10 protein-coding genes and 1 pseudogene are annotated in these 11,931 nt (G+C 59.7%); 9 read left to right on the top strand and 2 right to left on the bottom strand.

The annotated features are described in order from the left end of the window. The first annotated feature begins 13 nt into the window (after window positions 1–13). Window positions 14–640 carry a glutathione S-transferase N-terminal domain-containing protein gene (locus BT119_RS14175; RefSeq protein ID WP_072366113.1) on the top strand — a complete coding sequence of 209 codons (627 nt, stop codon included), beginning with the start codon at window positions 14–16 and terminating at the stop codon, window positions 638–640. A 120-nt stretch (window positions 641–760) separates the two neighbouring features. Here the strand turns inward: BT119_RS14175 and BT119_RS14170 are convergent, their stop codons facing one another. Beyond that, entirely contained in the window at window positions 761–2,089 is a 1,329-nt protein-coding gene (locus tag BT119_RS14170) for a sensor histidine kinase (RefSeq protein ID WP_058417390.1), read from the bottom strand. Between the two features lie 464 nt (window positions 2,090–2,553). On the opposite strand from BT119_RS14170, the gene BT119_RS14165 reads away from it, so the two are divergent. The 8 genes from BT119_RS14165 to BT119_RS14130 all read left to right on the top strand — a co-directional run bounded on the left by BT119_RS14165 (window position 2,554) and on the right by BT119_RS14130 (window position 11,801). Continuing rightward, the gene (locus BT119_RS14165; RefSeq protein WP_058396282.1) at window positions 2,554–4,161 is read left to right on the top strand and encodes a M10 family metallopeptidase; all 1,608 of its coding nucleotides are present in this window, start codon (window positions 2,554–2,556) and stop codon (window positions 4,159–4,161) included. Window positions 4,162–4,471: 310 nt separating this feature from the next. Further along, on the top strand, window positions 4,472–5,875 hold the full coding sequence (locus BT119_RS14160) for an amidase (protein WP_072366111.1): 1,404 nt from the start codon (window positions 4,472–4,474) through the stop codon (window positions 5,873–5,875). 80 nt (window positions 5,876–5,955) lie between these two features. Continuing rightward, the gene (locus BT119_RS14155; RefSeq protein WP_003364616.1) at window positions 5,956–6,714 is read left to right on the top strand and encodes a DeoR/GlpR family DNA-binding transcription regulator; all 759 of its coding nucleotides are present in this window, start codon (window positions 5,956–5,958) and stop codon (window positions 6,712–6,714) included. Next, window positions 6,692–7,972 carry a Zn-dependent hydrolase gene (locus tag BT119_RS14150; protein WP_072366109.1) on the top strand — a complete coding sequence of 427 codons (1,281 nt, stop codon included), beginning with the start codon at window positions 6,692–6,694 and terminating at the stop codon, window positions 7,970–7,972. Before BT119_RS14155 ends, BT119_RS14150 begins: the two co-directional genes overlap by 23 nt. Window positions 7,973–7,982: 10 nt before the next feature. Next, a complete protein-coding gene (locus BT119_RS14145) occupies window positions 7,983–8,936 on the top strand; it encodes a phosphotransferase family protein (RefSeq protein WP_004413853.1) in 954 nt (317 codons plus the stop codon). Then, window positions 8,933–9,868, top strand: a complete 936-nt coding sequence (locus tag BT119_RS14140; protein ID WP_003364609.1) for a choline kinase family protein — start codon at window positions 8,933–8,935, stop codon at window positions 9,866–9,868. Before BT119_RS14145 ends, BT119_RS14140 begins: the two co-directional genes overlap by 4 nt. Before the next feature lie 146 nt (window positions 9,869–10,014). Then, window positions 10,015–10,275 (top strand): hypothetical protein, encoded by a 261-nt coding sequence (locus BT119_RS14135; protein WP_003364607.1) that lies wholly within the window; start codon window positions 10,015–10,017, stop codon window positions 10,273–10,275. Continuing rightward, on the top strand, window positions 10,272–11,801 hold the full coding sequence (locus tag BT119_RS14130; RefSeq protein ID WP_072366107.1) for a sodium:solute symporter family protein: 1,530 nt from the start codon (window positions 10,272–10,274) through the stop codon (window positions 11,799–11,801). Before BT119_RS14135 ends, BT119_RS14130 begins: the two co-directional genes overlap by 4 nt. 13 nt (window positions 11,802–11,814) lie before the next feature. On the opposite strand, the pseudogene BT119_RS14125 reads toward BT119_RS14130, so the two are convergent. Further along, window positions 11,815–11,925 (bottom strand): annotated as a pseudogene (locus tag BT119_RS14125) (LysR family transcriptional regulator); the annotation flags it as partial. Window positions 11,926–11,931: the final 6 nt, after the last annotated feature.

The following is an 11,931-nucleotide window of genomic DNA, read 5'->3' as shown; positions in this document are numbered from 1 at the left end:
AAGGAGCACTGGCATGTACACGCTTTTCGGCACGGAACGTTCGGGTTCAGCGGCTATCGAGATAGCGCTTCAGCGCTGCTCGGTACCTTTTACAGTGTGCAACGCCTGTGGATGGGAGGAGGGGCCAGGCAAGGAGGCGTTGAGGCGGGTCAACCCGCTGATGCAAGTTCCCACGTTGGTGCTCGCCGATGGCTCGGTACTCACTGAAAGTGCTGCGATCCTGATCCATCTGGGCCTGGAGTACCCAGGTTCCGGGCTTCTGCCTGGCGATTCCGCGCAGCGTGCTCAAGCGCTTCGCGCGCTGGTTTACATGGCAGCCAACTGCTATGCCGCCATCGGGATCATTGATTACCCGCAGCGCTGGCTGACGAGTGCCGACGATGGGCTGGAGAGGCTGCTCGAAGCGGGCGCCCGGAGGCGGTTGCATCAAAACTGGGAGACGTTTGCCGACCTGTTTGCTGATGCCGGGGTTTGGCGTTGCGATTCACCCGGCGCAGTGGAGATTCTGGCCTCTGTCGTGACGCGATGGAGTGGCGCCCGGGAGCACCTGCATAACGCCCGACCGGATTTTCATGCGCTGTTGTTACGGGTTGACGCTGAGCCGTTGGTCAACGCGGTCATAAGAAGCCATTGGCCATGAAACACCCGACGTTAATGATGAAGCAGGTTATAAAATTAAAAGGGCCGAACATTGAATGTTCGGCCCTTTTAATTCAAAGCGTGCCTGAAGTAACCACGCCTCGCTGGCGATGAGCTGTTGTTAATGTTCGGTTATATGGGCTGGCGCGTTGGTTGCACTGATCGGCCCCAGTATTCTCAAATAGAGATGCACCGTAGTACCGCTTCCCGGTGCTGTTTCGACGCGTGCGCCTCCGCCGGCATTTACCGCGAACTCCTGCACCTGAACAAGGCCGAGCCCGGCACCCGGGTCGGCACTTCTGGTTGTGAAGAACGGTTCGAAGATCTGCTCCTTGAGCTCGGCTGTCATGCCAGGCCCGTTATCGTTCACGCTGAGTACCAGATAATCGCCTTCCGGGAATTGCGGGTCTTCCTTGATGGACTCCAGCCGGGTCGAGATATGCACCTTGCCAGGGCCTGAAATTGCATCACGCGCATTGCTCAGCAGATTCAATAAGGTGGTATGCAATTGCGCTTCTGCGCACAACACGCCCCAGCCTCGGGCGGACAGGTCGAATGAAAGGTCCAGCGTGTCGCCTGCCGAACGCAACAGAAGGTCACGCGCGGCATCGATCCGTTCGCTGACATCGATGCAGATCAGTTCGGGACCGTCATGGCGAACGCTGTTGAGCAGGCGAGTCACCAGGTGGCGACCGTGATCCACTGCTCGCAGTCCGGTATCGCTGAGCGTCTCGACGTCGGTAGGGCGGCGTGAGCGCATGCGGATCAGTTGCAGGCTGGCACTCAGTGCCTGGAGCAGGTTGTTGAAGTCATGAGCGATGCTTGCCGTGAGCATGCCCAGCGAAGACACCCGTTGCGACTGGCGCAAATTGCGCTCCAGAGCCAGGCTTTGGCTCTGTGCGCTTTCGAGCCCCAGCGCCAGTTCGGCGGCGTGCTGGTCACGTTGCTCCGAGACCAGGCGGTATTGCATCAGGGCTGCGGTTTGCCGCGCCAGTGCCAGCAGGGCACGACGTTGCTGTTCGCTCAGTACGCGCGGCCAGATGTCGATCACGCAGACGGTGCCCAGCGCATGACCGGCCTCGGTACGAATCGGCGCACCTGCATAAAAACGGATGTAGGGAGGCCCGAGCACCAGCGGACTCTCTCTGAAGCGAGGGTCAGTGGTTGCGTCTTCCACCACCAGCACATCGGAAGGCTGCAGGATGGCGTGGGCGCAGAATGCCAGGTCGCGATGCGTCTCCTGCACGTCCAGGCCGATGCAGGCCTTGAACCACTGGCGCTCTCGGTCAACCAGCGAAACCAGCGCGATGGGCGCGTCGCACAATGTGGTGGCGAGCAGCACAATGTCGTCGAAGTCTTGCTCGGGAGCACTGTCCAGTATCTTGAGATGCTCAAGAGACAGGACTCGTTCTTCCTCGCTGGCGGGGAGTGGCGCAGGGTGGTGGGTCATGGGGCGCACCGCGATCGGATGAAATTGGGTCTTATGATGCCTATGATCCATAGAGTGCAGCAAGGTATACGCCGCATAAATCAGCTCGGCGTGCGCAGGTTTGAACGATGTCCCCTTTATTCAGCCTCCCCCCTCGACACGCAGTGAAGCAATCCTGCGCAATCGAAGGGCGTTCCGATCGTGTTCGAATACCCTCGAAGCAGTCACTTCTTACTGTCTTGGCTGGTGCTAAGAAACCTATATGGCGACGCGCCATTAAATGGCACTTGTAATAGAAGTTAAAGTTCACTCGTCATAAGAAGTTGGCAGGTATTGAGAGTAATGAACCGGCCGTTCTGAACGCTATTTTTGTAACTTATTATGTCCATATTATGTGTGCTGTGTAATAAACTGCTGTTCGGTTTTTGCGCTGGCAAAGATCGTTGGCCTATCACTAACGTCTGTATTCTTCAGGAGCAACGCCGATGCCCGGCCCAAATGAATCAAGTCCTGCCGAACTCTTGCCCGAGGGGGCTGCCGACGACCGAGTTACCAGTCTGCTATGGGGGCCATTCTGGCTCGGGGATTCTTCCGGTACCCATCTGACTTACAGTTTTCATCGGGCCGACTCTGTCTATGCCACTGACTACAGTCGCTCTCAGGAACCCGGCGATGCCTATTCGCTGACCGACGCCCAGGCGGCAGCCGCAAAAAGCGCACTGGATGCCTGGAGCGCTGTGGCTGATATCAAGTTCACCGAGGTTCAGGACACCCCCGATAATGTCGGAGACATTCGCTTCGGCGGCTTCAAGGGCCTGCAAGGCACCGAGTTTGGCCAGGCTTACGCGCCGGGCACGCTGGGCCGCTCCGGCGATGTCTGGATCGGACCGAACGTCAACGCGGCCGATCCAGCCAAGGGCACGGACGATTACCTCACGTTCATGCATGAAACCGGTCATGCACTGGGCTTGAAGCATTCGTTCGAAGGCTCGCAGTACAACGATGTCCTGCTCGATGCCAAGTTCGAAGATGCGCGTTACACCATCATGAGCTACACCAACAATTACAGCTTCAAGCCCACCACGCCGATGCTGCTCGATGTCGCGGCCATGCAGTTTATATACGGTGCCAACACCCACTATCACACTGGCGACGACGTCTATAAGTGGGCGCCCGGGCAATCGGTATTCGAGACCATCTGGGACGCTGGCGGCAAAGACACCATCGATGCCAGCAATCAGGAAGCTTCGGTGAAAATCAACCTCAACGAGGGTGAGTTCAGCACTATCGGCAAGGCGTTTCTCGATTACAACGCGAACCCTGACGCACCCACGCTGATGAATTCCGGATTGGCGATTGCCTACGGTGCGCACATCGAAAACGCCATAGGTTCTGCCTTCAATGACACGTTGATCGGCAACGATCTGGATAACGTGCTCAATGGCCGCGGTGGTCTGGATACCATGATCGGCGGACTGGGCAACGATACCTACGTCATCGATCAGGTCGGCGAACTGGACCTTGTTCAGGAAAAGGCCGATCAAGGCGTCGATACGCTGAAGATCACTTACGACAATACCTCGCCCATTGCACAGGTGATCAACCTCAATGCCGGGACGCTGGCGAACTTCGAGAATGTGCATCTCAAAGGCGAGGGTGCATTCACCGTGCTGGGCAATGACCGCAACAACACCCTGACCGGTAATGATGCGGACAACGTTCTGTTCGGCGGTGCCGGCAATGACAAACTGGTGGGCGGTCAGGGCGCCGATATCATGACTGGTGGTAGCGGTGCTGACCGTTTCGTGTTCAACGATCTGTCGGAAATGGGCAAAGGCCACAACAGCGACGTGATCACCGACTTCAATAGCCAGCAAGGCGACAAACTGAGCTTCCTGAAAATGGATGCCAACGTGGACACCAAGGCCCTCGATGCTTTCAGCTTCATCGGCAGCGGCGAGTTCACTGGCGCTGGCCAGCTGCGTTTCGCTGATCATGTGCTGTCCGGCAACGTCAACGCTGACCTGCATGCGGACTTTGAAATCCAGCTGGTTGGCGTCACCGAGTTCCATGCCCACGATCTGGCGGTCTGATCGCTGATCTGAAAGACCGACCTCAATGACAGGACTGCGTCGCTGACAGGCGCAGTCCTTTCCCGCCGACTTTCCCCTTCTTTTCTGGTTTTAATCGCGCACCGCAATTGGGCGAGGCAGCGCTTTGCGCGTTTTTTGGCACCGTGACGGTGCTGTTACAAAATTTAAAACCACAAATTCAATATATCCAACAAAACCCACTTGACTCATCAGAGCCTGCTGAATGTAATGCCCCGACAGCCGTTGGTGCCGTGCGTTGCGCATAAGTGTCTGAGAGGTATCTGCTTTGATTGAGTCCAAGCCATCTTCCATGCCTACCGTAATCGAGGCTGCCACGCTTGTTCGCGAAGGGGGCCTGACGCCGATACGCTTGACCGAGTTGTGCCTTTCAGCGATTGAAACCCACAATTCCACACTGAATGCATTTGGTGATGTGTATGCCGAGGCGGCGCTTGAACAGGCCGCAGGCATGACAGCCGAACTGCAGCGCGGTGATGTGCGCGGGCCGCTGCACGGCGTACCCTTTGGCATCAAGGATCTCTTTTCCACCGCAGGGCTGCGCACCACCCGGGGGTCGTTGACCGCTCTGGACTCGGTGCCGACCCAGGACGCGCCGATCATTCGTCGCCTGAAGAACGCTGGCGCGATCATTCTCGGCAAGACAGCGACCACCGAGTTCGGCTGGACGGGCGCCAGTACGTCGCGGGTGTTCGGCAACGGGCGCAACCCGTGGGACCCGAACCTCACCAGCGGCGGCTCCAGCTCCGGTTCGGCCATTGCCGTGGCGGCGCGAATGGTGCCAGCCGCACTGGGCTCCGACGGCGGCGGCTCGGTACGTATTCCGGGCTCGTTCTGTGGCGCATTTGCCCTCAAGGGCACGCTGGGCCGTATTCCCACCTGGCCCTGGTCGGCCACCGAGATGCTCAGTCATGCCGGACCGATCACCCGCACCGTGCGCGACAGCGCATTGCTGTTCGACATTCTGTCGGGCCCCGATCCACTGGATCATCAGGCGCTGCCAGCCCCCGACGAGTCCTTTCTGGCCCGTTGCGACCAGCCGCTGAAACCCTTGCGCATCGGGTTCTGCCCGACGCTGTTCGACACACCGGTCGATGCGCAAGTCGCAGCAGCGGTTGATGCCGCCGTGGGCAATATCGCCAGGTCGCTGCCCATCACAGTCAGCATACTCAAACCGGATTGGCATGACCCGCTGGCGACCTTCGAAACCCTGTGGGTCGCCGGGCGCGGTATTGCCTATGGCAAGGCGCTTGCGCAGAAACTGGACCAGCTCGATCCCGGCTTTGCCGATCTGATCAAGCGGTCTGCCCAGTACAGCCTGAGTGATTATTTGCAGGCTCTTCAACAGCGTGCGGCGTTCGCCAATCAGGTGCACGCGCTGTTTGAAGATTACGATCTGCTGCTCATGCCCACGCTGCCTATCCTGCCGTTTGCCGCAGACGATGTCGCCCCCGTGGGCTATGCCGGGCAGGACGGCGCTGTGCCGTGGGCGCGCTGGACGCCGTTCACTTACCCTTTCAACATCACCGGCAACCCGGCCGCCAACCTGCCTTGTGGCTGGAGTTCCGAGGGGTTGCCGATCGGCCTGCAAGTCGTAGGTCCACGCTTTGCCGATGCCCAGGTGCTGCAGTTCTGTGCCGCTGTAGAAGCCATTGCGCCCTGGGATCAGCACCTGCCACCGGTTTCGGGGCAATAGACATGTCGCTCTCGCACACGGATCAGGGGGCCAACGGCCCGGACACTGGAGTCATCACTTTGCAACGGAATGTCACCCCCATGCTCAATCAGCCGCGTCTGGACGAAATCATGCGCCTGCTCGCTCAACAGCAGCGGGTCAAGGCGTCGGACCTTGCACAATTGCTGTTTGTCTCCGAAGAGACCATCCGCCGCGACTTCAAGCATCTGGAGGAAGAGGGCAGGTTAAGGCGCATTCACGGTGGCGCGATTCTGCCCAGGTCCAGCGAAGAATTGCCGTTGCAGGAGCGCAGCAGGCTCAAGCCTCGCGCCAAGGCGGGCATCGCCGTGCGTGCTGCGCAGCTGGTCAGCGAAGGCATGGCCATCTTCCTCGACACCGGCACCTCGACGCTGGCGCTGGCCCAGCAACTGACCCGGTTCAGTCAGTTGAAGATCATCACCAATTCGCTGGACATCGCCCAGCTGATATCGCACCAGAGCGACAATCAGGTTCTGGTTGCGCCCGGTGATGTACGGCGCACCGACAACGCCTTGATCGGTCCCCATACGCTGGAATTCGCCCGGCAGTTTCACTACGACATTGCCTTCATGGGCATCGGCGGCATTGACCTGGACTTCGGCCTGATGGATTACCAGGAGCCAGAAGCCATGTTGCGCAGAACGCTGGTCAGGCATTGCACGCGCAGCGTTGTACTGGCTGACGATGGCAAGTTCGGTCATCGCACCTTTATCAACACCCTGCCATTTGCCGCGATCACGACCCTGGTCACCAATCGCGCGCTATCCGACGAGTTTGCGACACGCCTGGAGAAAGATCATGTCGACACCCTCTATTCCTGAACTGATCGAGCCGGGCGCAGCTGATCTGGCAGCGTTCGAAGCATTGTTTCGGCAAAGCTCGGCGATCGGTGCCACACCCGCCGGTGGTTTGCATCGGCTGGCGGCTTCGGTCGAAGACGGTCAGGTACGCGACCTGTTTCGGGACTGGCTCGACGCGCACGGCTTCGAAGTCCGTATCGATGCGGTGGGCAACCTGTTTGGCCTCATGACCTTTGATCCCGACGCGCCTTATCTGCTCTGCGGTTCGCACCTGGACAGCCAGCCGAGTGCCGGGCGTTTCGATGGCGTATACGGCGTGCTTGCCGGCGCCGTGGCGGTGTCCAGTCTGACGCGGCAATTGCTTGAGCGTGGCGAAGTCCCACGCTGTAATCTGGCGGTCGTCAACTGGACCAACGAGGAGGGCGCGCGCTTTCAGCCGAGCCTGATCGGCAGTGGCGTGTTCACCGGTGCCTTGAAGCTGAACGACGCCTGGGAAAGCCGCGATGGTGACGGCATCCGTCTCAAGGACGCCCTGCAGGCCATCGGGTATCTGGGCAACGATCAGGTTGATGTGAACATTGCCGGGTATGTCGAGATTCATGTCGAGCAGGGTGCTGGCCTGGAAAGCAGCCAGACGGCCATCGGCGTAGTGCGCGAGACCTGGGCCGCGCTGAAACGGCGAGTGCGTTTCGATGGCGAGCAGAATCACACCGGCCCCACGCCCATGGCCGCGCGCCGGGATGCGTTGCTGGCTGCTGCACACACCATCACTGCGGTGCATGACGAAGCCTTGCAGCACGGCGTGCAGATGCACAGTTCGGTAGGACGTATCGAGGTCTACCCCAATTCGCCCAACGTCGTGCCTTCGCGGGTGTCGCTGCTCATCGAGTACCGCTCCCGCGACGTCGATCTGCTGAGTGCTGCCTCGGAACGCCTGGATGCAACGCTGCACGCGATCGCCGACAAGACCATGACCGCGTTTGAAGTGGAAGGCAGCGTCTTGCGCTCGCCTGCCAGGCTGCATGACGGGTTCGCTGCACTGGCGCATGGCGTAGGCGCTGAGCTGGGTTTGTCGACCACCGACAGCATGACCGTCGCCGGTCACGATGCGATCAGTCTGAACCGGCGCTATCCCGTGTGCCTGCTGTTCATCCCCAGCAGCAATGGCGTTTCTCATAATGAGGCCGAGTACACCAGCGATCAGGACATGCACAACGGTTTGCGCATGCTGACCGGTCTGTTGCATCGGGCTTGCACCTCATCCGCGTCATTTAATTGAGGGGCTGAGCATGTCATATGCCGACGACCTGACCACACGCCTGCGCAGCGCACTGGCACCTTGCGGGTTCGCTGAGGACGCCGAGATCGAGAACGTGACGCAGGGCGTGGCCTCGCCTTCGAGATTGTCGACCGAGTGGGCAGGCTTTCGGGTCAGTAGCGCGCAGGGCGGTTGCTACGCCAAGGTTCTGCATGCCGACATGGCGCAACTGATCGATTTCGACACGGTAGCCCAAGCCAGCGAATGTGCCGGCCGCAGCACGGCGGCACCGCGTCTGCTTGGCGCAGACCAGGCCAATGGCGTGCTGATCTTCGAGGACCTGGGTTCGAACTGGCGAGCTGCGCGGCTCGACGATCTGCTCGCACCCGGTCGGCTTGCAGCGCTATGGGCACTCAAGCGGCAGGTGCATGCCGGACCTGTGCCTGATGCCGTGCGCTCGCCGATGGCGGATATCGAGCGTCTTCGCACCTTGTGCGAGCGCGATAACGTTGCGCTGCCTGCCGAGCATCAATGGATCGACCGTTGCGTCGATATGGCCTGGCAGGCGCTGCAGAGCCGCGCCTGCCAGGCTGTTCCGCTGCACGGCGACGGTGTGTCCAGCAACGTCATGGTGTCCAGCGAAGGCCTGTTGCGTCTGGTGGATTTTGACTACGGCGGCTGCATGGACCCGTGGTACGACGTGGCGATTACCCTCAATGAGCTTTATTCGTTCGAGCGTCAGTGGCGCGAGGGGATCAGCGCGTGGGCCGGACAATGCCTGGAAATCGACTACGCCGTGTGCCGTCTGTATGCGCTGATCAACGACTGGTACTGGACATTGTGGGGGCTTTGGGCCGGTACCACGTCCTCGCGGCCACTGGAGTTTTCCAAGGTCGGGCAATGGACGCTGTTGCGCTGCCGACAGTGCGTTCAGGACCCGCGGCTGGAAGGCTGGATGCGTCAGGTTCAGGAGGGTAGAGCATGAAAACGTTAGGGCAGTCGGTCAGTACCCAGGAACGACAACTGGAAGCCGCCGTGCGCAGCATCGACAGCTGGCAAGGCCGCCGCGTTGACTACGAGCCGGTCAGTGGCGGCATTTCCAATACCAACTGGCGGGTCGAGGTCGAGGGTGCGGACACGGCTTATTTCTTCAAGGTGCCAGGCGTCGGTACAGAGATGTTCATCGACCGTCACACCGCCCACGAGGCCAGTGTGAAGGCTGCGCAAACCGGGTATGGCGCGCCGGTTTTCGCTTTCCTCGAAGCCTTCGGTGTCGAGGTGTTCGAGTTCATGGAGGGCTGGCGGGCGTCGTCCAACCATGACTTCCTGCAACGCGACATACGCCACAGTGCCTTGCGCGGGCTCAAGGCGTTCAACGATCAGCCGCTGCTGCAACAGACCAAGACCGTGTTCGACATGATCACCGAGCACCAGAGCCAGGTGGCCGAGCTCAAGGGTATCAAGCCTCAGGATGACGACTGGCTGTGTCTGCAATATCAGCGCGCAAAGGCTGCGCTGCAGGCTTCCGGGATCGACTTGGCGCCGTGCATGAACGACACGCTGGCAGGCAACTTCATGCTTAATGCGGATCGCCAGATTCGCCTGGTGGATTTCGAGTACGCCTCCAACAACGACCGCCATTACGAATTGGCGCTGTGGTTCGGCGAGATGTTTTTCAGCGACGACATGGAGCTGGCGCTGATTGAGGACTACTTCGGCCAGGTCAGCGCGCAGACCGTCGCGCGGATCAAGCTCAACAAGGCCTTGGCCGACATCAAATGGTCGACCTGGGCGATGGTGCAGCACGCGGTGTCGCAACTGGACTTCGACTTTTACAAGTACGGCACCTGGAAGCACATGCGGGCGCGCAGCATCATCAATGATTCGCAATGGGAAACCTGGCTGCGGCAGGTCTGAGTCGATCTCGTCCTGTGAGCCTTCGAATACGTAAAACAAGTACTTCAATAATAAAAAAGTAGCGGGTAACCGCGTGTTTCTTTCACTGCTTGAGTTTTATCCGATCACTTATCCATAGCCAGATCCTGAAATTCAAGGAGCACTCCATGAGTAACGTTCCGTCTCTTTCTACCCCCGGCCGCCTGAAGAATCTGGTGTTTGGCCTGTACTTCTTCGCGCTGTTGATGATGGCGCTGTTTCCGCCGTTTTACCTCAAAGTCAGCGGCAGCAGCGTGCTGGTGCTCGGCATTCCGCTGCCGATCTTCTACTGGATTCTGATCGCGGTGCTCATGGGGCTGGGCCTGTGGATGCTCTACGTGGTCGAGTCGCTGCTGGGTGAAATTCCACAAGAGGGGGACGGGCAATGATCAGTACGACTACGGTTTCGGATCTTTACATCACCTTCGGCCTCATCGGTGTATTTCTGGCGGGCATGATTGCGGTGCTGTACGCGACGAACCGCAAGAGCGAGAGCTTTTCCGATTACGCCGTGGGTGGCCGCTCTTACGGGCCGTGGTTCATCGCCATGTGCTACACCAACTCCTGGTGGCCGGGCGCAACGTTCACAGCGTTTTTCGCCTTGTCGGTCGGTGGCGCGCTGGGCTTTTACGGCATGGTCTACGCCACGCTGGGCGTGACTGCGATGTACCTGATGGCCAACCGTGCCTGGACCTGGGGCAAGCGCTTCAACCTGACCACCCAACCGGATTTGCTGGGGATGCGCTTCAACAGTCCCGTGGTCAAACGCATTGCGTCGATCATCGGCATCATCTCGGTATTCCCCTGGGTGGTGATGGGGATTCAGGCCCTGGCGACGCTTTTTCAGTTCGCCAGCTTCGGCCGCTGGGGCGTGACCACCTGCCTGTTGGTCGGGGTGGTGGTGATCCTGATTCGTCAGTACTGGACGGTGAGCATGGGCATGCGCGGCCTGATCATGACCGACATGTATCAAGGTTTGATCGCCTACGTACTGTGCGCTGCGCTGTGCATCTTCCTGCTGTTCGGTGCGCAGGCGTCGTTCAGCAACCTGTCGCAGTTGCCCGCCAGCATGCTGGTGATTCCTGGCGGAGCAGGCAGTACCTATGGGCCGATGTACATGTTCAGCCTGATCTTTACCGGCGTGATCGGCTCGATGTGCTGGCCGATGAGTTTTCAGCGTATCTACACCGCCAGCGGCGTGCGCTCGGTGAAGAAGGGCACGCTGCTGACCATCCTGCTGGTAGGCGGCTTCTACGGGATTCTGATGCTCTTCGCCGCGGCGATCAGCCAGGACCCGAGCGTTGCGGCTCATCCGCAACATGGCTGGTTCCTGTCCCTGTTCGACATCGGCGGGCCATGGCTGCTCGGCGTGGCAATCATGATCGTACTGGCAGCCAGTATCGGTCATGTCGACGGCTGCGTGCAGGTGTGTGGTACGCAGTTTGCCAATGACCTGGCGACCTGGAGCAAGCCGCGCAGTGATCGCGAGAAGACCATTCTCGCCAAGGTCGGCATGGTGGTGTTCATTGCGGCGGCCTCATTGCTGGCCTACCTGACCTTCGACTATGCCCGCCTGCAATTGCTGGCGCAGATTTCCTATCAGGGCATCATCCAGTTGGCCGTGCCGCTGTTTTTCGGCGTGTTCAGTCGTCATGGCAACAAGCAGGGCGCGATTGCCGGCATGCTGGTGGGGATCGTGATCGCCATCGTGCTGACCACGATCTACCCGGATGACATTCCGGCACTGGGCTCGTTGACCAGTGGCATCGTCGGTCTGATTTTCAATGCGGGCATCTTCGTTGCCTGTGCCGTTGCCATCAAACCGAGTGCGGATGAAGTCAGACGCGTCGATGAGTTGTTCGCCATGGCGGCGCCAGCTCGGCGTGGCGTGGGTCCGGTTGTGGCGATGAGCTGACGCTGCCTGTGGCTCAGCGCGCATTGATAAAGTCGATGAAAGCCCTCAGCGGCGAGGGCAGGTAGCGGCGCCCCGGGTCGTACAGATACGGCCTGGTAAAGCGCTGCCACCAAGGCTCGAACAGGAGGCT

The organism is Pseudomonas sp. NFACC10-1 (assembly GCF_900119195.1).
Taxonomy (GTDB): Bacteria; Pseudomonadota; Gammaproteobacteria; order Pseudomonadales; family Pseudomonadaceae; genus Aquipseudomonas; species Aquipseudomonas cerasi.
Note: the sequence above shows the minus strand (reverse complement) of the source record. Positions and strands in the feature narration are given on the sequence as shown.